The organism is Allobosea sp. 10L422, from assembly GCF_056395345.1.
This window is the reverse complement of the sequence record NZ_JBFTJI010000009.1, coordinates 23,699-43,998: the sequence shown is the minus strand read 5'-3', so window position 1 is coordinate 43,998 and position 20,300 is coordinate 23,699. Positions and strand designations below refer to the sequence as shown.

Sequence of the window (20,300 nt, the reverse complement as noted above, 5' to 3'; positions counted from 1 at the left end):
CCTTTTCTGTCAGGAGAGGAGTAGGGCTTAGGCTTTGGCCATCGGACCGATAGAGCGCTCCATTTCGGCGGCGCGGCGGCAAGGTCAGAACCAATCGTCCAACGGCCGCCTCCTCCCGTGACTTCTACCGCCGGGAGAGAGTCCCCCCGCGCTCACTGCACACCGCCTGGCGCCGACCCATCGGCAAGGTGCAACAAATCTGCTACCGCCGCCCTGTTCGAAGCCCGGCTCCTCCCATGACCTCCCGCACCGCCACCCTCATCGGCTTCTGCGCGATCCTGCTCTGGTCGACGCTCGCTCTCTTCACGGCAATGTCGGGGCGCGTTCCGCCGTTCCAGCTTGTGGCGATGACCTTCGTCATCGGCGGGCTGCTGATCCTCGCGATCACCGCCTTGCGCGGCGAGCTCTCCCGCATCCGGCCGACGCCCGCCTCCTTCGCCCTGGGACTTTACGGCCCGTTCGGCGATACCGCCCTGTACTACGCGGCGGTGAAGAACGCCCCTCCGGCCGAGGCSAACCTGATCCACTATCTCTGGCCGYTGCTGATCGTGCTYTTYGSKGCGCTGCTGCCGGGCGGTGGCCTGAAGCCTCGCCACCTCGTCGGCGCGCTCATCGGCCTCGTCGCGACCGCGCTTCTGGTCTCCGGCGGACTCGGAACGGGCGGCGGGATCGCGCTCGGCCATGTTCTCGCGGCGCTCGGCGCCTTCGTCTGGGCGAGCTATTCGGTGGCCTCGCGGCGCTTCGCGGGCGTGCCTTCGGAGAGTCTGTGCGTCACCATGCTGGGCTGCGCCGTGCCGGCGCTCGCCGTGCATTTTGCCTTCGAGACCACGCTCTGGTCGCTGACGGCGACGGAATGGGCCGGCGTGCTCGGCCTTGGATTGGGCTCGATCGGGCTTGCCTTCGTCGTCTGGGACATCGGCATGAAGCAGGGCGACGTCGCCCTGCTCGGGGTTGCCTCCTATGCCGCGCCGGTGCTGTCGACGCTGACCCTCGTGCTCTTCGGCTATGCCCCGGCGAGCTGGCTGCTCGGCGCCTCCTGCGCGCTCATCGTGGTGGGCGCGCTGGTGGCGAGCAGCGGGCGCAAGAAAGCTTAGCGAGAACGCGTCATTCTCGGGCGAAGCGAAGCGCGGCCCCGAGAAGCTCGTAACCAGAGGAAACAGGTCTCCGTCATGCTCGGGTCAAGCCCGAGCATGACGGCTCGGCGGCGCCTAGCAGGCGTCAATTCCGCCGGAGCAGCCGCTCCAGATAATCCAGTTCCTCGGCAGGCCGCAGCGGATCGCCCAGGCGTTTGCGCAGCTCTTCGAGGATGCGCCGCGCCCGCTGGGTCGCGCTCTCGTCGGCGCCGGGCACCTTGACCCGGCCATCGGCCCAGTCGCGCTGGCGCTGCGGCCGGCCGAGCGGATCCTCGCTGCCGCGCTGCTGCGCCGAAGGGCGGCCCTGCTGGCGTCCGTCCGGCTCGCCATAGGCCTGTCCCTCGCCTTCGCCCTCACCGGGCTGTCCCTGCATCTGCTGGGCGAGATTCTGGCCGCCGCGGCGCAACGCATCGAGCGCGCGGCCCTGCGCATCGAGCGCGCCCTCGCCCTGCCCCTGGCCGAGCTGCTGCTCGGCATCGCGCATGGCGTCCTCGGCCTCGCCGAGTTCTCCGTTCTGCGGCGCGCCCATGCCGCGCATCCGCCGCTGCAGATCCTGCAGCCGCTCGCGCAGGGCCTGCTGGCGCTGGGAGAGGCCCTGACCCTGGCCGTTCTGGCCCTGCATGCCCTCGCCGCCTTCGCCATCCTCACCCTGCTCGCCCGGCTGCTGGCCGGGTTGCTGGCCACGCTGGCCGCGTTGTCCTTGCTGGCCCTGTTGCCCCTGCTGGCCACGCTGGCCCGGCCGCGCCTGCTGCTGGCCCGGCCGCTGGCCGCGCTGGGTCTGGCCCTGGCCCTGCCGGCGCTGCTCGTTCTGATAGGTCTCGTCCCGCAGGTTCTGCTGGTCGCGCGTCATCCTGTCGAGATCGCCCAGCGCCTGGTTCATCTGGTTCTGGCGCGGATCGCGCTGGCCCGGACGCGCCATCTGCAGATTGTTGAGCATCTGGTTGAGCTGCTCCATCAGGCGCTGCGCCTCGGCCATGTCGCCGCGCTTGGAGAGTTCCTCGATGCGGTCGAGCATGTTCTGCAGATCGCGCGGCGTCACCGTGCGGAAATTCTCCGGCAGCTGCGCCTGGTTCTGATCGCCGTTCTGTTGCTGCTGGCGCATCATCTGTTCGGCGAGCTGGCGCATGAAATTGTCCATGGCCCGGCGCATCTCGTCGGTCAGCTTCTTGATCTCCTCCTCGGAGGCGCCGCGCTCCAGCGCCTGCTGCAGGTTCTCCTGCGCCTGCCGCAGCGCCCGCTCGGCATCGGACATGTCGCCGTCCTCGAGCTGCAGCGCCATCGCCCACATCAGCTCGGAAACCTCCCGCAATTCATCGTCGCTGCCGGACCGGCGCAGCCGCTCGCCCAGCATGCGCATGCCGAGATAGACGCCCGTCTCCTTCATGAAGAGGTCGGGCTCGATCATCAGCGCGTCCATGGCGAGCTGCACCTTGGAACGGTCCTCGACGTTCATGACGAGCTTGCGCCGCTGCTCCACCAGCGCCTTGGCCAGCGGCTTGGTGAAGGTGCGCTGCGGCAGCAAGACCTCGATCGGCTCGGTCCGCCCTTCCTGGCCGGCCTCGTCCTTGGCGATCAGCACCATGCGGACCTTCGCGCCGGCCCAGGGGTGGGCCGAGAAATCGACCGTGCTCTTCATCTCCTCTTCGGCGGCGGAGGGCGGCGGCACGGCGAGGTTCTGCTTCGGCGGCTCGACCAGCGAACGCCCGGCCGCAGTCGGATCAGGGCGCGAGACCGTCGCCTCGATCGAGGCGATGCCATAGTCGTCCTTGGCCTTGTAGGTGATGGCGAGACCGCCCGACTGCGCGCCGGTCACAGGCTTCGGCGGGTCGGTGAAGGCGATGGTCGGCGGCTGGTCGGCGATGGAGGTGATGTGGAGCATCGCGCCGGGCGCGCCGCTACCGGTGAGCTTCAGCGTGCCGTTTCCGGCGAGCGTGAAGCGCTTCTCCAGCACCGCCTGCTGCGGCGCCCCGGACGGGGCCGGCTTCGCCGCGGCCGCATCCTTCGCCTGCGGAACCTTGGGCTGGGCATCCCCGCCCTCGCCCTCCTTCGCCTCCGGCTTGAGGAGCTCGAGCCGCCCGGTCGTGGCAACGTCCATATTGGTCTTGCCGGCGATGCGCACGACGATGACCGACTTCTCGGGAGCGCTGAGATTGGGGCTGGCGAGCTTGTTGAAATCGATCAGGATCGGCGGCAGGCGGGTATAGGCCGGCGGGTCGATCCAGGCATCGATGCGCGTCGAGGGCGCACTGCCCGGCGGGCCCTTCCAGTCGAAGGCGGCGGAGATGCGCTGCGTCGCTTCGGGGCCGGCGACGAAGAAGGCGGTTATGGCGGCGAGCAGCGGCACGGCGCGTAGCGCCAGCTTGTCGTGCCCGGCCATGCGCGGCTGCGGCGGCGCGACCTTGAGCGACGCGACCTGACGGCTCTGGCGCTCGACATGCAGCTTCCACAGGGCCTGCGACACCGGGTCGGCCGAGCCGACGGCGAGGTTGTCCTCCAGCGCCGAGGCCGGGCGGTGGCCCCCGGCGAAGGAACGATCGAGCCGCGTGAGCGCATCGCGATGTGTCGGCAGGACGAGCCGCGCGACATGCCAGAGGCTGCCGATCAGCGCCGCAGTGAAGGCGAGCACGCCGATGAGCCGCCCATACCAGGGCAAATGCGTCCACAGCCCGAACCAGGATACGGCGAGAAAGGCGAGGAGGACGGCGAGCGTCAGCCACAGCCGCGGCCAGAGCCGCTCCCAGCCGAGCGAGACCCGCGAGGCGAGCGCGAGACGGCGAAGCCGCTGCCGGATGCCGTCGATCGTATCGGGCGCCTTGCGGCGCTCTGCCTCGCTCATGCCATCGCTCCGGGCGGCTCCCATTCCTGTCTGAACTTGCCTGACCGGGTCAGGCTAACACGGGAATGTGGCATTGCCAGTGCGAAGACGGTCTTTGCACCACGCTCGACGTTTCGTGAACGGACGCACACGCCGTCATGCTCGGGCTTGACCCGAGCATCTCCGAAACCAGAGCCCGCTGGTCATGAGATTCTCGGGTCAAGCCCGAGAATGACGCACGGATTTACGCAAACCAGCCGGGCAGCCGGTCGGTTCCGATCAGGTCTTCATAGCTCTGGCGCGGCCGCGTCACGGCATAGTCGTCGCCCTTGACCATGACCTCGGCGATCAGCAGCCGCTGGTTGTAGGTCGAGGACATCGAGGCACCGTAGGCGCCGGCCGTCATGAAGGCGATGAGATCGTTCCGCCCGAGCTGCGGCAGGACCCGGCCGGCCGTGAAGGTGTCGCCGGATTCGCAGATCGGCCCGACGACGTCATAGGCAACCTCGGGGCCGCCGATCTCAGGCTCCGCCACCGGCCAGATCTCGTGGTAGGCCTCGTACATCGCCGGCCGGACGAGATCGTTCATCGCGGCGTCGACGACGAGGAACTGCTTGGTCGGGCGCGGATTGAGATGCAGCACCCGGGTCAGCAGCACGCCGGCATTGCCGACGATCAGGCGGCCCGGCTCGAAGCCGAGCTCGACATCGAGGCCCTTCGTCACCCTGCCGACCATCTCGGCATAGGCATCGATCAGCCCCGGCCCGTAGTCGAAGGTCTTCGGGATGTCGTAGGGGATACCGAGCCCGCCGCCGAGGTCGAGCCGGTCGACGCGGTGCCCCTCGCCCTTCAGCGAGCCGACCAGCGCAACCATCTTGGAATAGGCCGCCTCGAAGGCATCGATCTCGCGGATCTGGCTGCCGATATGAACGGCAAGGCCCATGATCCGGACGCCCGGCATGTTGGCCGCCCGCGCATAGAGCCGGTGGACCTCCTCGAAGGAGACGCCGAACTTGTTTTCCGACGATCCGGTCGTGATCTTGGCATGGCCGCCGGCGCCGATATCGGGATTGACCCGGAACACGGCCTCCTGCCGCTTGCCGAGTGAAGCCGCGACCTTGGACAGCAGGTCGAGCTCGCTCTCGCTCTCGATATTGATCTGGTAGAGCCCGGCCTCGACCGCGAAGCGCAGCTCCTGCTCGCTCTTGCCGACGCCCGAGAACACGATCTTCTCCGGCGGGATGCCGGCAGCGAGCGCCTTGCGCACCTCGCCTTCCGAGACCGTGTCGATGCCGGCGCCGAGCGCGCCCAGGGTCTTCAGCACGCCGAGATTGCCGTTGGCCTTCATGGCGTAGAAGACATGCGTCTTGCCGGCGGCCTTCTTCATCGCCGCCGCGAAGAGCTTGTAGTGGCGTTCGATCGTCGCGGTGGAATAGACGTAGACCGGCGTGCCGACCTCGTCGGCGATGCGCTTGAGATCGACGCCCTCGGCATGGAGCGAGCCGTCGCGATAGGCGAAATGATGCATGGGGTTAAGCTCGCAATGATAGACGCGGTGCACCCGCCGTCATTCTCGGGCGCAGCGAGACGCAGGCTCGAGAATCTCTCTCAGGAGATGCCCGGGCCTGGCCCGAGCATGACGCGCGAAACCGACGCGGCAGCAAAAATGATCGTTACATCAGCGGATCGAGGATGAACGGCTTGTTCGGCACGACGATCGCCTTGTTGGCCCTGACCGGCTTCGCCAGCACCGAGGCCGAACCGTAGGAGGAAACATCGTTCTCCTGGGCGCCGACCTGATCGTCGGGCAGATCGAGTGCGCCCGTCGCATTCGGCGGCGCCTCGAGCGGCCCCTTTCGCCCGCAGGCGGCGAGTGCAACGGCCAGCAGGCCGACGACCAGCAGGGCGCGGCCGAATTTCAGGCGGGAATCAAGCACGAAAGCGAACCCTCGGAACGAAGCGTGGCGGGACAGTAGCGGAGGATGCGGCGCAGCGCGAGGCTTCCGGAAGCGTCATTCTCGGGCAAGCGCAGTGCCGACCCGAGAATCCCCTGCAAGGGATGCTCGGGTCAAGCCCGAGCATGACGCACTACTTCGCGAGCTGCTTCAGCCAGCGCCGCGCCTGCTTGCGGACATTGGCCGGAGCCGTGCCGCCATAGCTCACGCGGCTCTTGACCGACTGATCGACGCCGAGAACGGCGAAGACGGCCTCGGTGATCTTCGGCTCCACCGCCTGCATCTCGGCGAGCGAGAGCTTCTCCAGCCCAACCTTCTTCTCCGAGGCGATTCCGACGAGCCGGCCGGTGACATGATGTGCGTCGCGGAACGGCATCTTGAGCACGCGCACCAGCCAGTCGGCGAGGTCCGTCGCGGTGGCGTAGCCGAAACCCGCCGCCTTCTTCATCGCCTTGAGGTCGGGCTGCATGTCGCGGATCATGCCGGCCATCGCGGCGAGGCAGAGCGACAGCGTCTGGAGGGCGTCGAAAGTGCCTTCCTTGTCCTCCTGCATGTCCTTGGAATAGCTGAGCGGCAAGCCCTTCATCATGGTCAGCAGCGCCTGCAACGCGCCGAAGACGCGCCCTGCCTTGCCGCGCACCAGCTCGGCCGCATCGGGGTTGCGCTTCTGCGGCATGATCGAGGACCCCGTCGAGAAGGCGTCCGAGAGCTTGACGAAGCCGAATTGCGGCGTCGCCCAGAGCACGATCTCCTCGGCAAGCCGCGAGAGGTGCATGGCACAGATCGAGGCCGTCGAAAGCGTCTCCAGCACGAAATCGCGATCCGAGACCGAATCGAGCGAGTTCGCCGTCGGGCGGTTGAAGCCGAGCGCCTTCGCCGTCATGTGGCGGTCGATCGGGAAAGAGGTGCCGGCGAGCGCCGCCGCACCGAGCGGGCATTCGTTGAGGCGCGCACGGGCATCGCGGACACGGCCACGGTCGCGGCCGAGCATCTCGACATAGGCCAGGAGATGATGGCCGAAGGTAACCGGCTGCGCCGATTGCAGATGGGTGAAGCCCGGCATCACCGCGCCGGCATAGCTGTCGGCCTTCTCGGCGAGCGCCTGCTGCAAATCGGCCATCTGGCCGTCGATCTCGTCGAGCGTGTCGCGCACCCACAGCCGCATGTCGGTTGCGACCTGATCGTTGCGCGAGCGGGCGGTGTGCAGCCGGCCGGCTGCGGCGCCGATCTTGTCCTTGAGGTTGGACTCGACGTTCATGTGGACGTCTTCGAGCGCACGCGAAAACGTGAAGGCGCCGCTCTCGATCTCGCCTTCGACCTGCTTGAGGCCGGCGATGATGGTCGCGACATCGTCCTTCGTCAGGATGCCGGTCTCGGCCAGCATGGCCGCATGGGCGAGCGAACCACGGATATCCTGGCGCCAGAGCTTCTTGTCGAAATCGATGGAGGCGTTGATTTCCTCCATGATGGCGCCTGGACCTGTGGCGAAACGCCCACCCCACATGCGATTGCTCACGACGGTCTTTCCTGCTTCTAGGGCGCGATGAGGTCTCGAACGAAAATTCTGGCCGCAACCGGGGCTCTGGCCCTCCTCGCCCTCGGCGGCGGCGCCGCCTTCTACTCCGTCACGGGCGATGCCGGCAACGGATCATGCAGCGTGGCACGCACCACCGCCGAGCGCATGAAGCCGCTGGTGAAGGGCGAGGTCGCCGCGGTCGAGCTGCGCACCCGCCCGCAGCCGGCGCCGGAGCTCGCCTTCGCCGGACCGGACGGCCAGCCGATGACGCTCGCGGCATTGAAGGGCAAGACGCTGCTGGTCAATCTCTGGGCGACCTGGTGCGCGCCCTGCCTGAAGGAAATGCCCGCGCTCGACACCCTGCAGAAGGAGATGGGCGGGCCGGATTTCGCCGTCGTCGCGATCAACATCGACACGCGCAATCTCGACAAGCCAAAGAGCTGGCTCGCGGAGAACAAGGTCACCAACCTGCCCTTCTACAGCGACCCGCAGGCAGCGACCTTCCAGGCGCTGCGCGCCGCCCACAAAGTCGAGGGCATGCCCGTCAGCATCATCGTCGACAAATCCGGCTGCGAACTCGGCATCATCCAGGGCCCGGCCGACTGGGCGAGCGCCGATTCGAAGGCGCTGATGAAGGCCGCGATCGGCAAGCCCTGACCGCAACGTCGCCGCAATCGCAGCATGTTGACGAACTCTCGTCGCATTGCGGCGTTCTGTTGCGGACGAGATCGAGCACGAGAAGGACGAACCATGTCGACTGACCGATTCCGCGCGGGACGCTTCGGCGGATTGGGAGCTGTCGCCCTCGCCTTCGTGCTGCTGGCGGCGGGACCGGCCGGCGCCCAGGAGCGCAGGCCCGTCGCCGGCACCAGCGTCTCGCTTGCCGTGCCGAAGGGTTTTGAGCCCGCGACCAGCTTCGCGGGGCTGATGAACAAGGCGACCCAGGCAACCGTTCTGATCGTCGAGCTCCCGCCCGAGGCCTATCCGCAGCTTTCGCCCCTGTTCGGCAATGCCGACATGGCCAAGGCGAATTTTGCCCGGCAGAACATCACCATCACGTCCGCGACCCGGATCGATGTCGGGGGCGAGAAGGTGCCGTTGCTCACCGGCACGCAGATCGCTCCCACCGGCGACCGGTTCGACAAATGGATCGCCCTGTACAAGGGCGAAAAGACCGTGATGCTGACGGTGCAGGCTCCGCAGAAGGCCAAGCTCGCCCCTGCCGCGGTGAAGGCCATGCTCGCCTCCGTCTCGCTCGGCAAGGAGCCCTCGCTCGACGACAAGCTCGCCGCCCTGCCCTTCGCCATCAAGGCCGGCGCGCCGTTCCGCGTGATCGACACCATCGGCGGCTCCGGGGTCATGATGACTGTCGGCGACAAGAACACCGATCCTGCCGGGACCCAGCCATTGATGGTCGTCGCCTATCAGGCTTCGGGGCCGGCGAAGCCCGGCCAGGAGCAGGAATTGTCCGAGACGCTGCTCAAGAGCACCCATAACCTCGAAAACGCCACCATCATGGAACGCAACCGCGTGCCCTTTGCCGGCGCCGACGGCATGGCGCTCACGGGCCGCTTCAAACATCCCGGCGGCGGCGACAAGGCCTTCGCGCAATATCTCGCCATTGGGCCGGACGGACGCTTCGTCCGCCTGATCGTGATGGCCGACGAAAGCGAGATGCCGAAGCTTCAGCCGGCCATTGACCAGACGGCGGCGAGCATCGCCTTTACGGCAAAGTAGCCATTCGCCAGCTCCGGGCCTCTCCCAGCGGCTCCGACCCGATTGGCGCCGTGCCCCGGCACGGGTAAAGGCATGTCCATGCGCTATACCATCGGCCTCGCCACCACCTTCCACGATCCCGCCATCGCGATCATCGGCCCCGGCGGCGAAGTGCTCTTCGCCGAGGCGACCGAGCGTTACCTGCAATACAAGCGCGCGCCCAATTGCGAGCCCGACTCGGCGCTGCGCATGGAGGGGCTGCTGAAGCGCTACATCCCGAAGGACGCCGAAGTCACCATCGCCACCAGCTGGAGCGAGGACTTCACCGGCTTCCTCGACCAGATGGCACGCGCCGGCTCCTTCACCCTCGATGCGCTGCTCAAGCTCTCGCCGGAGCTCAACCGCTCGCTCGTGCCCGAGCGCACCGAGCGCGCGCTGATCACCTCGCTCCATCACGCCCAGCAGCGCGCCGGCATGGGCGTACTGCTCGGGCTCGACCGCGCCCATGGCAAGGCCAATGTCAGCGGCCTGAAGCGCTACGGCCACCATCTCAGCCACGCCGCCTATGCGTGCTGGTCCTCGCCCTTCGACAATGCCGCCTGCCTCGTCGTCGACGGCATGGGCGAGACTGGGGCCTCCGCCATCTTCGCACTGGAGAACGGCCGGCTTCGCGAGGTGAAGCGCCATCGCGGCCGGGAATCGATCGGCTTCTATTTCGGGCTCGTCACCGACCTCGCCGGCTTCGACCAGGCCAAGGGCGAGGAGTGGAAAATCATGGGGCTAGCCCCCTACGGCAAGACCGACCCGGCGCTGATGGCGCTGCTGCGCAAGCTCTACCTGATCGAGGGCCACAAGCTCTCCTTCGCCAAGGCCGATGTCGTGCAGGCGGTTGCGGCCGAAATCCTGGCGAGGCGCCCGGCCGACGCACTCGATCAGGGCTGGGCCGATCTCGCCCGCTGCGGGCAGGACGTCTTCGCCGAGATGATGGAGGCGTTGCTCGGGGAAGCTGCAGCGCTCGTGCCGAGCGAGAACCTCGTCCTGGCCGGCGGCTGCGCGCTCAACTCCTCCTTCAACGGCAAGATCGCCGGCCGCCACGGCTTCAGCACCGTCTTCGTGCCCTCTGCCCCGGCCGATGACGGCAATGCCATCGGTGCCGCATGGCTCGCCCATGCCGAGACGAATCCGGACTGGCGTGCGCCGAAGGGCCCGCTCACCCCCTATCTGGGCTCAGACGTTTCGACCGAACCCTTCGAGCGCATGCAGCTCTGGGAGCAGCGGCTGCGCAAGCTCCAGCCCGACGAAATCGCGCCGGTCACGGCGAAACTGCTGACCGAGGGCAAGCTGATCGGCTGGGTGCAGGGCCGTGCCGAATTCGGGCCGCGTGCGCTCGGCAACCGCTCGATCATCGCCGATCCCCGCCCGGCCGACGCCAAGGACATCCTCAACGCCAAGGTGAAGTACCGCGAGGCTTTCCGGCCCTTTGCGCCCTCGATCCTCGCCGAGCACGCCGCCGACTGGTTCGAGAACTATCAGGACGCGCCCTATATGGAGCGCACGCTCGTCTGGAAGGAAGCGGTGCGCCGGCGCGTCCCGGCCGTGGTGCATGAGGATGCGACCGGTCGTCTCCAGAGCGTCACGCCTGAGCGCAATCCGCGCTACCACGCCTTGATCTCGGCCTTCCACCAGCTGACCGGAGTGCCGGTGGTCCTCAACACCTCCTTCAACATCATGGGCAAGCCGATCCTGCACACGGCGGAGGATGCGATCCTGATGTTCTACACCAGCGGGCTCGACGCGCTGGTGATCGAGGATTGGCTGCTGGTGAAGTGAGGGCCGGACCGCCGCCCGCCACGGACATGGGGTGCCGTCATGCTCGGGCTTGACCCGAGCATCTCTGGCCGTAGGGGGCGCCTTATCCTGCAGGAGATTCTCGGGTCTGCGCTTCGCTTCGCCCGAGAATGACGGCCAGCCTCATCGATCCGCGCCATTGATCGGTCGGATCACGCGAAATCGCTGGTTTCGTCCCTGTTTGCGGTCATTCTCCCGGCCGATCGCAAGGAGATGACGCCATGCTGCAACTGCGCCCGAACTGCGAATGCTGCGACCGCGACCTGCCGCCGCAATCGCGCGAGGCCCTGATCTGCACCTTTGAATGCACATTCTGCGCCGATTGCACGGAAACACGCTTCGCCGGCACCTGCCCGAATTGCGGCGGCGACCTCGTACGCCGGCCGATCAGGCCCGAGCGTATGCTGGATAAATACCCGGCCTCGACCGAACGCATCCGCAAGCCGCACCCGCAATGCGCAGCGGCTTGAGAAAAGCGGTCAGATCAGAAAGCTGATCGGGAAACCGGCGAGCCTCAGCTCGCCTGCTTCACCGCGATGCCCTTCTCCTCGAAGAGCTGCTGCAACTCGCCAGCCTGGAACATCTCGCGGGTGATGTCGCAGCCACCGACGAACTCGCCCTTGACGTAGAGCTGCGGGATCGTCGGCCAGTTCGAATAGGCCTTGATACCCTCGCGGATCTCCTGATCCTCGAGCACGTTGACGCCCTTGAAGGGCACGCCGACATAGCTGAGGATCTGCACGACCTGGCCGGAGAAGCCGCACATCGGGAATTGCGGCGTGCCCTTCATGAAGAGCACCACGTCGTTGTTCTTCACTTCCGCATCGATGCGGGCGTTGACGTCGGACATCGTCTGTCTCCTGAAGCGGGTTCAAGGCCCGCCGGATGGTTTCGTTCTAATCTTGGGGAACCGCCGTCGTCAGCGCAAGGGCATGCAGCACGCCGCCCATATTCCCCTGGAGCGCGGCATAGACCATCTGGTGCTGCTGCACCCGGGTCTTGCCCTTGAAGGCGGCCGAGGTGACCGTCGCGGCATAGTGGTCGCCATCGCCAGCCAGATCCTTGATCTCGACCGCCGCACCCGGCAGCGCCGCCTTGATCATGCGCTCGATCTCGTGAGCGTCCATCGCCATGGTCCGAACTCCTCAGTCGACCTTGCTGGCCATGTAGGACGGCAGCCAGTCTTCATGGATCTTGCTGAGATCGGCGAGCGCCAGCGCCGTCTCGCCCGGCAGCGCAAGCGTCGCACCGCCCGTGCGGCCGATCGCGAGCGCCGGCACGCCGGCCGTCCTAGCCTCGGCAATCACGACATCGGCCTGAGCCGCGGGAACCGTCACGACATAGCGCGCCTGATCCTCGCCGAAGAGCGCGGCATGGGCCGGGCCGGCCGGCAGCGTCTCGATCGCCGCGCCGATGCCCTTGGCCATCGCCATCTCGGCGAGCGCGACGGCGAGGCCGCCATCCGAGAGATCATGGCAGGCAGTGACCTTGCCGTTCGTGATCAGCCCGCGCACGAAGTCGCCGTTGCGGCGCTCGGTCGCGAGGTCGACCGGCGGCGGCGCGCCCTCCTCGCGGCCGCAGACGGTCGCGAGATAGGCGCTCTGGCCAAGCCAGCCCTGCGTTTCGCCGATCAGGATGATCGCCTCGCCTTCGGCCTTGAAGGCGATGGTCGCGTGCCTGGTGACATCCGCGAGCACACCGACGCCGCCGATGGTCGGAGTCGGCAGGATCGAGATGCCGTTGGTCTCGTTGTAGAGCGAGACGTTGCCGGAGACGACGGGGAAATCGAGCGCCTTGCAGGCCTCGCCGATACCGCGGATACAACCGACGAGCTGGCCCATGACCTCGGGCTTCTCGGGATTGCCGAAATTGAGATTGTCGGTGATCGCGAGCGGCGTCGCGCCGGTCGCGGTGAGATTGCGCCAGGCTTCGGCCACGGCCTGCTTGCCGCCCTCGAAGGGATCGGCCTCGCAGTAGCGCGGGGTCACGTCGGCGGTCATGGCGAGGCCCTTCGGCCCGTCCTCGATGCGGATCAGGCCGGCGTCGCCGCCCGGCGTCACCACCGAATTGCCGAGGATCAGCGTGTCGTACTGCTCCCAGATCCAGCGCTTGGAGGAGAGATCCGGCGAGCCGATCAGCTTCTTCAGCGCCTCGGCATTGCCGCAGGGCGGAGTCACGCTCTCCGCGGCGATGCGCTGCTGCGGCGGGGCCTCGATCCAGGGCCGGTCGTATTCGGGGGCCTCGTCGCCGAGCTCCTTGATCGGCAGGTCCGCCATGACCTCGCCCTTGTGCTTGATAACGAAGCGCAGCGTGTCGGTGGTGTGGCCGATGACCGCGAAATCGAGCCCCCATTTCYTGAAGATCGCCTCGGCSGSSTCCTCRTGMCCCGGCTTGATCACCATGAGCATGCGCTCCTGGCTTTCCGAGAGCATCATCTCATAGGCGCTCATGCCATCCTCGCGGCAGGGCACCTTGTCGAGGTCGAGCTCGACGCCGAGATCGCCCTTGGCGCCCATCTCGACGGCCGAGCAGGTCAGGCCGGCCGCGCCCATGTCCTGGATCGCGTCGACATGGCCGGCGGCCATGATCTCGAGGCAGGCTTCGAGCAGGAGTTTCTCGGCGAAGGGGTCGCCGACCTGCACGGTCGGGCGCTTTTCCTCCGACTTGTCGTCGAATTCCGCCGAGGCCATGGTCGCGCCATGGATGCCGTCGCGCCCGGTCTTGGAACCGAGATAGACGATCGCCTTACCGACGCCCGACGCCTTGGCATAGAAGATCTCGTCGGCCTGGGCGATGCCCACAGCCATCGCGTTGACGAGGATGTTGCCGTCATAGCGCGTGTGGAAGCCGGTGGCGCCGCCGACATTCGGCACGCCGAAGGAGTTGCCGTAGCCGCCAATGCCGGCGACGACGCCCGAGACGAGATGGTGGGTCTTGGGATGGTCGGGATCGCCGAAGCGCAGCGCGTCGAGCACGGCGATCGGCCGGGCGCCCATCGTAAAGACGTCGCGCAGGATGCCGCCGACGCCCGTCGTCGCGCCCTGATAGGGTTCGATGAAGGACGGGTGGTTGTGGCTCTCCATCTTGAAGACGATGGCCGTGCCGTCGCCGATATCGATGACGCCGGCATTCTCGCCGGGACCCTGGATCACCCAGGGCGCCTTGGTCGGCAAGGTCTTCAGATGGATCTTCGACGACTTGTAGGAGCAGTGCTCGTTCCACATCGCCGAGACGATGCCGAGCTCCGTGATCGTCGGCTCGCGGCCGATCAGATGCAGGAAGCGCTGGTACTCGTCCGGCTTCAGGCCGTGCTCGGCGACGAGCTGCGGGGTGATCTTGGTATCGTTCGGAATCACGGGCTCAGGGTTCCTGGCGGTCCGGCGAGGGGATTTGGCAGGGGCATAGCCTGCCTGCGCCCGCGAGACAACATTCGCGGCGCGAACGGCGCTTTCAGCACTGGATGGCGGCCAGAGCGCCCCGGAGCGGCGCCGGAATCTGAACCGGCTTCTGGTCGGCCCGCTCGACATAGACATGGGTGAAGCGCCCCTGCGCCGCGGCCTCTGCGCCACCTTGTCGGAAGATGCCAATGCGGTAGGTGACGGAGCTGTTGCCGAGGCGCTCGACAGCGATCCCCGCCTCCACCGTCTCGGGAAAGGCGACGCTCTCGAAATAGGTGCAGCCGGTCTCGGCCACGAGCCCGACGATCTCGCTGCCGGCGAGGTCGAGGAAACCGCCTTCGATCAGCCAGGCATTCACCGCGGTGTCGAACCAGCCGTAATAGACGACATTGTTGACGTGGCCGTAGGCGTCATTGTCGTGCCATCGCGTCGGAATGGCGCGAAAGACGCGAAAGTCGGCGCGCGTGAGGCGGGGCTGGCGCTCCCTCATATCCGGCAAATCCTCCCACCGTCATGCTCGCCCTTGTGACGAGCATCCACGTCTTGAACACCGCATTCGAGGAAGGAGGACGCGGATGGTCGGGACAAGCCCGACCACCATGACGGCGCGGGCACAACCATTCTTAGCCTTCCCCCGGTTTCTCGCCGGTCTTGATCTCGGGCACGCCGAGCGCATCTGCCAATCTCGCCTTGGCCGAGCCCGGCCGCAGCGGCTTCTGCTGGCTCTCATGCGGTGCCCAGCCGGAGAGCCAGACGAACTCGAAGGTCGCCGGCAGCCGCCCGTCGGCATCGGCGAAGCGTTCGGCATAGAGCGTGGCGGCGCGCAGCAGCGTCTCGCGCCGCAGCGGCGCCCTGCGCCGCGCGACGAGCGCATTGGCCCAGCCCATGGCCCGCAGATCGCGGAACAGTCCGAAGGCGTCGCGATAGCGCACCGTGACGATCTCGCTGTCGATCACGGGCAGGGCGAAGCCGGCACGCTGGAGGAGCCCGCCGAGATCGCGCAGATCGGCGAAGGGCGCGACGCGTGGGCTGACCCCGCCCGTCGTATCGCTTTCGGCTTCGAGCAGCGCCTGCCGCAATTCCTGCAGGGAGCGCCCGCCGAGCATGCAGGCCATGAACAGTCCGTCTGGCCGCAGCGCCCGCTTGATCTGGATGAGTGCGCCGGGCAGGTCGTTGACGCCGTGCAGCGCCAGCAGCGAGACGGCAAGATCGAGAGAACCGGCGGCGAAAGGCAGGCGTTCGAGATCGCCGATCAGATCGGCCGCCGTCCCCTCGGCCTCCGCCATCCGCAGCAGCCGCCCCGCCTTGCCGGCGAGGACGGGCGCAACGAGCGGTAGTGGCGTGCCGAGATCGGCCGCCACGGCAAACTCGCGCAGAACGGCCCCGAGCCGCTCCTCCAGATCATCAGCCGCGCGTCGCAGCAGGAAATCCGGATAGTCCTGTGCGAGCGCGCGCCTGAGCCGCGAACGGCCGAGCGCGCGGTCGAAGACGAGACTTTGATCACTCAACTTTGCACCGTCAGCAAGACACAAGCCCTCATCCTGAGGAGCAGCCAAAGGCTGCGTCTCGAAGGATGCTCCAGCCCTCTCCCGAGCTTTCTGGACCGTCCTTCGAGACGCCATTCCTATTCGGAATGGCTCCTCAGGACGAGGGCCGAGTTGAACGGGTCGTGCTCCGCTCAGCGATCGAGCAGCTTCTCGATCTCGGCGCGCAGCTGCGGGCCGAGATCGCCCCGATCGAGCGCATAGGCGACATTCGCCGCGAGGAAGCCGATCTTCGAGCCGGCATCGTAGATGTCGCCATCGAAGCGCACCGCATAGAACGGCTCCTGCCGCGAGAGCGCGATCATGGAATCGGTGAGCTGGATCTCGCCGCCGGCGCCCTTCTCCTGGTTGGCCAGAAGGTTGAAGATCGTCGGTTGTAGGATGTAGCGGCCGGAGATGTGCAGGTTCGAGGGCGCGGTGCCCTTCGGCGGTTTCTCCACCATGCCGGTGATCTTCGAGACCTTGGCCTTGGCGTCCTCGACGCCGACGATGCCGTATTGATGGGTCTGGTCGTCGGGCACCGGCGCCACGGCAATGTGGTTGCCGCCATGCTCGTCATAGGCTTCGATCATCTCGGCGAGGCAGCCCTTGCCGGCGCTGTAATGCAGCATGTCCGGTAGCAGCAGCGCGAAGGGCTCCTCGCCGACGAGCTCGCGCGCGCACCAGACGGCGTGACCGAGACCGAGCGGCGCCTGCTGGCGGGTGAAGCTGGTGGCGCCGGCGGCCGGCAGATCGGCCTTCAGAGCCTCCAGCTCCTTCACCTTGTTGCGCTTGGCCAGCGTGTCGTCGAGCTCATAGGCCATGTCGAAATGATCCTCGATCACCGCCTTGTTGCGGCCGGTGACGAAGATGAAGTGCTCGATGCCGGCGGCGCGCGCCTCGTCCACGACATGCTGCACGACCGGACGATCGACGATGGTCAGCATCTCCTTGGGGATCGCCTTTGTGGCGGGCAGAAAGCGGGTGCCGAGGCCGGCGACGGGGAGAACGGCCTTGCGGATGCGTTTCGTCATGAAAAATCCATTGGGCACGGCGGCCTTTGCCAAAGGCAGGGCAGTGATCGGAAACAGCCGCACAACTGTCATTGTTGCCAGCCATCTGTGCTTATAGTTGACAGGCCTTGAGAACCCGTCAACGGACATTCGATAGTGCGGCGTCATGACAAAGATGAGGCAAGAGACGCAATGGCGATATTGGTTTCCGGCGGGGCTGGCTACATTGGCAGCCATATGGTCCTCGAACTCCTCGATCGGGGCGAGCGCGTCGTCGTGCTCGACAACCTGTCGACCGGCTTCTGGTGGGCCGTTCCGCCGGAAGCGACATTCGTTCAAGGCGATATCGGCGATCAGGAGCTGGTCGAGAAGCTGATCGCCGAGCATGGCGTGACGGCGCTGGCGCATTTCGCGGCACGCATCGTCGTCCCGGAATCGGTCAGCGATCCGCTTGGTTATTATTTCAATAATACTGTGAAAACCCGAGCATTGATCGAAAGTGCCGTCCGCGGCGGCGTCAAGCACGTCATCTTCTCCTCCACGGCTGCGGTCTATGGCGAGCCCCCGGTCTCGCCGGTGCCGGAAGAGATCGCGCTCAACCCGATCAACCCCTATGGCCGCTCCAAGCTGATGAGCGAGTGGATGCTGCAGGATGCGGCGAAGGCGCACGGCTTCACCTACGTCGCGCTGCGCTATTTCAACGTCGCCGGCGCCGACCCGAAGCTCCGCTCCGGCCAGTCCTCGCCGAACGCCACGCATCTCATCAAGGTCGCGAGTCAGGCCGCGCTCGGCCAGCGCGATGGCCTCACCGTCTTCGGCACCGACTATGCGACGCCGGACGGCACCTGCGTGCGCGACTACATCCACGTCACCGATCTCGCCCGGGCCCATCTTGCCGCGCTCGACCATCTGCGCGCCGGCAAGGAGAGCCTGACGCTGAACTGCGGCTATGGCCGGGGCTATTCGGTGAAGGAGGTCGTCGAAGTCGTGAAGAAGGTCTCAGGGATCGATTTCCCCGTGACCCTCGCCGATCGCCGCGCGGGCGACCCAGCTTCGCTGGTCGCTCGTGCCGACCGTATCCAGGTCGAGCTCGGCTGGCGGCCGGAGCATGACGACCTCGAGGAGATCGTCGGCCAGGCGTTGGCCTGGGAGGAGAAGCTCAGGACGCGGAACGCCTCGAGCTGAGCAACCCCTCCCCAGTACACCCCGAGCCTTCATCCCGAGGAGCCATTCCCTTGGGAATGGCGTCTTGAAGGATGCTCCAGGAGGCTCCAGGGACTTCGGGAACGTCCTTTGAGACGCGCTTCTGCGAAGCGCTCCTCAGGATGAGGGCCGCCGGATTCCGGACAGCCTTCGATCTGGTGCCCTCAGGCGGGGTCTTCCTCGGCCGGCTCGCGCACTTCGAGCACGGTCAGGCGCTTCACATCGCCCGAGCGCGTCGTCCAGTCGATCGAGCGCTCGGCGGCCATGCCGATCAGCGCGACGCCGATCGGCGTCATCACCGAGATGCGGTTCTTCTCGATATCGGCGTCCTGCGGCCAGACCAGCGTGATGGTGCTTTCCCGCTTGGTGCTCTCGTCGCGATAGACGATCACGCTGCCGATCCGGGCGTGATCGACCGAAACCCGCCCCTCCGGCAGGATGCGGGCACGGTCGAGTTCATGGCTCAGCTCGGCGGCGAGCTCCGGCATGGTGTTGGCCGCGCCGGCCGCGATGCGGCTCAGCATGGCATGGTCCGCGGCCGTAACGGTGATGGCGGGACGCTTGGCAGTCATGAGGACGGGTCTTTCATCGAAAAGGCGAGCGCCTGCCGACGGACCAATACCGCGCAGCATCAAAGGGGCGAACTCGCAGGTGAACGGAATTGAGGGAGCGCCCCCGAGCCGGAGGCGCCAAGCGCGACAGACTCGGGGCTAGAAGCCCGCGATGACGTTGCCCGAGCGGTGCAGACCGCGGCGGAAGGGTGAGGCGCTATACATCCCGCCAGAATCCGCCAATCCCCCGGGCTTGTCAAATCAGAGAGGTGGCGTCGCTGCCGCGGTCGGCTTAACCTGCGGTTAATCTTGTTCAGGCGCTGTGATGGTGTTTCCATCCAGCATCCGCAGGGAGTGTCCATGCGCCTGTCCGTCGTCGCAGCTTCGGCCTTGATCAGCCTGGCGCCTGCGCTGGCGCAGACCACCGGCTCGATCAATGTTTCCGGCGCCCATGCCCGCAATGCGCAGGCGACGCCGGCCAGCGCCTCCTTCGACATCTTCCTGCAGCGACTCTGGCCGCAGGCTCAAGGACGCGGCATTTCGCGCGCGACCTTCGACCTCGCCTTCCGCGGCGTGACGCCGGACGCCTCCATCATTGCCCTGACCAAGAAGCAGGCCGAGTTCAGCGCCCCGATCTGGAGTTATCTGGAGAATGCCGTCGGCGGCGCCCGCATCCAGCGCGGCCGCGACGCAGCAGCGGAGAACGCCACCGTCCTCGCGCAGGTCGAAGCCCGCTACGGCGTACCCAAGGAGGTCGTCCTCGGCGTCTGGGGCATGGAGACGAATTACGGCTCCTTCAAGGGCGGCAAGGACGTCATCCGCTCGCTCGCTACCCTCGCCTCGATCCGCTATCGCGGCGACTTCTTCCGCGATGAGTTGCTCACCGCCCTCGAGTTGATCGAGAAGGGCTATGCGGAGCGCGACGAATTGCGCGGCTCCTGGGCCGGCGCGATGGGCCACACCCAGTTCATGCCGTCGAGCTACATGAAATACGCCGTCGACTGGACCGGCAACGGCCACGCCGACATCTGGAATTCGTCCAGCGACGCCATCGCCTCCACCGCCAACTACCTCAAGAGCTATGGCTGGGTGCCGGGCCTGCCCTGGGGCATGGAGGTGACGCTCCCTGATGGCTTCGACCATCGCCTCGACAAGGGCAGCTTCTCCTCCTTCCGTTCCGCCGGGGTGCGCCGGGCCGATGGACGCGCGCTGCCCTCCTCGGGCGAAGGCCGCTTGTTCTACCCGGCCGGGCATAGCGGCCCGGTGATGCTGCTCACCGCCAATTTCGACGTCATCAAGAAGTACAATTCCTCCGACGCCTATGCGCTCGCCGTCGGGCATCTCGGCGACAGGATCATGGGCCGCCCCGCGATCCAGGCCGACTGGCCGGTCAAGGCCGCCCGGCTCGACATGGCCGGCACCAAGGATTTGCAGCACCGGTTGAAGGCGCTCGGCTACTACAACCACGATGCCGACGGGCGCATCGGCACCGGCACGCGCGAGGCCGTGCGCCAGTACCAGATCAGCGCCGGCGAGATCCCGGACGGCTATCCGACCCCGGCCCTGCTGGTCCGGATGCGTGGCAAGCGCTGACTTTCGGGCCGCTGCGCCCTATAGTGCGGGGCATAG

At 66.8% G+C, this 20,300-nt stretch carries 18 protein-coding genes; 7 read left to right on the top strand and 11 right to left on the bottom strand.

Annotated elements, in window-relative coordinates; genetic code table 11:
- Nucleotides 1-236 precede the first annotated feature (236 nt).
- A complete protein-coding gene (yddG, locus tag AC1DEZ_RS17935; RefSeq protein WP_476780245.1) occupies nucleotides 237-1,094 on the top strand; it encodes an aromatic amino acid exporter YddG in 858 nt (285 codons plus the stop codon).
- Nucleotides 1,095-1,218: 124 nt separating this feature from the next.
- Here yddG and AC1DEZ_RS17930 read toward each other — a convergent pair whose 3' ends face one another.
- The 4 genes from AC1DEZ_RS17930 to argH form a co-directional block, all read right to left on the bottom strand.
- Entirely contained in the window at nucleotides 1,219-3,969 is a 2,751-nt protein-coding gene (locus tag AC1DEZ_RS17930) for a TIGR02302 family protein (protein WP_476780244.1), read from the bottom strand.
- A 223-nt stretch (nucleotides 3,970-4,192) separates the two neighbouring features.
- A complete protein-coding gene (gene lysA / locus AC1DEZ_RS17925; RefSeq protein ID WP_476780243.1) occupies nucleotides 4,193-5,476 on the bottom strand; it encodes a diaminopimelate decarboxylase in 1,284 nt (427 codons plus the stop codon).
- A gap of 145 nt (nucleotides 5,477-5,621) precedes the next feature.
- Entirely contained in the window at nucleotides 5,622-5,885 is a 264-nt protein-coding gene (lptM, locus tag AC1DEZ_RS17920) for an LPS translocon maturation chaperone LptM (protein ID WP_476780242.1), read from the bottom strand.
- 151 nt (nucleotides 5,886-6,036) lie between these two features.
- Complete coding sequence (gene argH / locus AC1DEZ_RS17915) at nucleotides 6,037-7,419, bottom strand: argininosuccinate lyase (protein ID WP_476780241.1); 1,383 nt, start codon at nucleotides 7,417-7,419, stop codon at nucleotides 6,037-6,039.
- 27 nt (nucleotides 7,420-7,446) lie between these two features.
- On the opposite strand from argH, the gene tlpA reads away from it, so the two are divergent.
- The 4 genes from tlpA (at nucleotide 7,447) to AC1DEZ_RS17895 (ending at nucleotide 11,453) form a co-directional block, all read left to right on the top strand.
- On the top strand, nucleotides 7,447-8,076 hold the full coding sequence (gene tlpA / locus AC1DEZ_RS17910; protein WP_476780240.1) for a thiol:disulfide interchange protein TlpA: 630 nt from the start codon (nucleotides 7,447-7,449) through the stop codon (nucleotides 8,074-8,076).
- A 93-nt stretch (nucleotides 8,077-8,169) separates the two neighbouring features.
- Nucleotides 8,170-9,156: a hypothetical protein gene (locus AC1DEZ_RS17905; protein WP_476780239.1), complete on the top strand. Its 987-nt coding sequence runs from the start codon at nucleotides 8,170-8,172 to the stop codon at nucleotides 9,154-9,156.
- Between the two features lie 78 nt (nucleotides 9,157-9,234).
- Nucleotides 9,235-10,965: a carbamoyltransferase family protein gene (locus AC1DEZ_RS17900; protein ID WP_476780368.1), complete on the top strand. Its 1,731-nt coding sequence runs from the start codon at nucleotides 9,235-9,237 to the stop codon at nucleotides 10,963-10,965.
- Between the two features lie 239 nt (nucleotides 10,966-11,204).
- Complete coding sequence (locus AC1DEZ_RS17895) at nucleotides 11,205-11,453, top strand: DUF1272 domain-containing protein (RefSeq protein WP_476780238.1); 249 nt, start codon at nucleotides 11,205-11,207, stop codon at nucleotides 11,451-11,453.
- Between the two features lie 44 nt (nucleotides 11,454-11,497).
- Here the strand turns inward: AC1DEZ_RS17895 and grxD are convergent, their stop codons facing one another.
- The 6 genes from grxD to galU all read right to left on the bottom strand — a co-directional run bounded on the left by grxD (nucleotide 11,498) and on the right by galU (nucleotide 16,938).
- A complete protein-coding gene (gene grxD, locus AC1DEZ_RS17890) occupies nucleotides 11,498-11,833 on the bottom strand; it encodes a Grx4 family monothiol glutaredoxin (RefSeq protein WP_441510425.1) in 336 nt (111 codons plus the stop codon).
- Between the two features lie 46 nt (nucleotides 11,834-11,879).
- Entirely contained in the window at nucleotides 11,880-12,116 is a 237-nt protein-coding gene (locus tag AC1DEZ_RS17885) for a BolA/IbaG family iron-sulfur metabolism protein (protein WP_476780237.1), read from the bottom strand.
- A 12-nt stretch (nucleotides 12,117-12,128) separates the two neighbouring features.
- Nucleotides 12,129-14,339, bottom strand: a complete 2,211-nt coding sequence (gene purL / locus AC1DEZ_RS17880) for a phosphoribosylformylglycinamidine synthase subunit PurL (RefSeq protein WP_476780236.1) — start codon at nucleotides 14,337-14,339, stop codon at nucleotides 12,129-12,131.
- 94 nt (nucleotides 14,340-14,433) lie between these two features.
- Entirely contained in the window at nucleotides 14,434-14,871 is a 438-nt protein-coding gene (locus AC1DEZ_RS17875) for an acyl-CoA thioesterase (RefSeq protein ID WP_476780235.1), read from the bottom strand.
- A 133-nt stretch (nucleotides 14,872-15,004) separates the two neighbouring features.
- On the bottom strand, nucleotides 15,005-15,889 hold the full coding sequence (locus AC1DEZ_RS17870) for a methyltransferase domain-containing protein (RefSeq protein ID WP_476780234.1): 885 nt from the start codon (nucleotides 15,887-15,889) through the stop codon (nucleotides 15,005-15,007).
- A gap of 170 nt (nucleotides 15,890-16,059) precedes the next feature.
- Nucleotides 16,060-16,938 (bottom strand): UTP--glucose-1-phosphate uridylyltransferase GalU, encoded by an 879-nt coding sequence (gene galU / locus AC1DEZ_RS17865; protein ID WP_441510430.1) that lies wholly within the window; start codon nucleotides 16,936-16,938, stop codon nucleotides 16,060-16,062.
- A 171-nt stretch (nucleotides 16,939-17,109) separates the two neighbouring features.
- Between galU and galE the strand changes: the two genes are divergently transcribed.
- Nucleotides 17,110-18,102 carry a UDP-glucose 4-epimerase GalE gene (gene galE / locus AC1DEZ_RS17860; RefSeq protein WP_476780233.1) on the top strand — a complete coding sequence of 331 codons (993 nt, stop codon included), beginning with the start codon at nucleotides 17,110-17,112 and terminating at the stop codon, nucleotides 18,100-18,102.
- 182 nt (nucleotides 18,103-18,284) lie between these two features.
- Here the strand turns inward: galE and rnk are convergent, their stop codons facing one another.
- Nucleotides 18,285-18,692 carry a nucleoside diphosphate kinase regulator gene (rnk, locus tag AC1DEZ_RS17855; RefSeq protein ID WP_476780232.1) on the bottom strand — a complete coding sequence of 136 codons (408 nt, stop codon included), beginning with the start codon at nucleotides 18,690-18,692 and terminating at the stop codon, nucleotides 18,285-18,287.
- 339 nt (nucleotides 18,693-19,031) lie between these two features.
- On the opposite strand from rnk, the gene AC1DEZ_RS17850 reads away from it, so the two are divergent.
- Complete coding sequence (locus AC1DEZ_RS17850) at nucleotides 19,032-20,264, top strand: lytic murein transglycosylase (protein ID WP_476780231.1); 1,233 nt, start codon at nucleotides 19,032-19,034, stop codon at nucleotides 20,262-20,264.
- Nucleotides 20,265-20,300: the final 36 nt, after the last annotated feature.

What these genes read in the sequence shown, in the direction of transcription:
- AC1DEZ_RS17930 (WP_476780244.1), bottom strand. Translation starts at nt 3,969, where the DNA reads ATGAGCGAGGCAGAGCGCCGCAAGGCGCCCGATACGATCGACGGCATC.
- lysA (WP_476780243.1), bottom strand. Translation starts at nt 5,476, where the DNA reads ATGCATCATTTCGCCTATCGCGACGGCTCGCTCCATGCCGAGGGCGTC.
- tlpA (WP_476780240.1), top strand. Translation starts at nt 7,447, where the DNA reads ATGAGGTCTCGAACGAAAATTCTGGCCGCAACCGGGGCTCTGGCCCTC.
- AC1DEZ_RS17905 (WP_476780239.1), top strand. Translation starts at nt 8,170, where the DNA reads ATGTCGACTGACCGATTCCGCGCGGGACGCTTCGGCGGATTGGGAGCT.
- AC1DEZ_RS17900 (WP_476780368.1), top strand. Translation starts at nt 9,235, where the DNA reads ATGCGCTATACCATCGGCCTCGCCACCACCTTCCACGATCCCGCCATC.
- AC1DEZ_RS17895 (WP_476780238.1), top strand. Translation starts at nt 11,205, where the DNA reads ATGCTGCAACTGCGCCCGAACTGCGAATGCTGCGACCGCGACCTGCCG.
- grxD (WP_441510425.1), bottom strand. Translation starts at nt 11,833, where the DNA reads ATGTCCGACGTCAACGCCCGCATCGATGCGGAAGTGAAGAACAACGAC.
- AC1DEZ_RS17885 (WP_476780237.1), bottom strand. Translation starts at nt 12,116, where the DNA reads ATGGCGATGGACGCTCACGAGATCGAGCGCATGATCAAGGCGGCGCTG.
- AC1DEZ_RS17875 (WP_476780235.1), bottom strand. Translation starts at nt 14,871, where the DNA reads ATGAGGGAGCGCCAGCCCCGCCTCACGCGCGCCGACTTTCGCGTCTTT.
- galU (WP_441510430.1), bottom strand. Translation starts at nt 16,938, where the DNA reads ATGACGAAACGCATCCGCAAGGCCGTTCTCCCCGTCGCCGGCCTCGGC.
- galE (WP_476780233.1), top strand. Translation starts at nt 17,110, where the DNA reads ATGGCGATATTGGTTTCCGGCGGGGCTGGCTACATTGGCAGCCATATG.
- rnk (WP_476780232.1), bottom strand. Translation starts at nt 18,692, where the DNA reads ATGACTGCCAAGCGTCCCGCCATCACCGTTACGGCCGCGGACCATGCC.
- AC1DEZ_RS17850 (WP_476780231.1), top strand. Translation starts at nt 19,032, where the DNA reads ATGCGCCTGTCCGTCGTCGCAGCTTCGGCCTTGATCAGCCTGGCGCCT.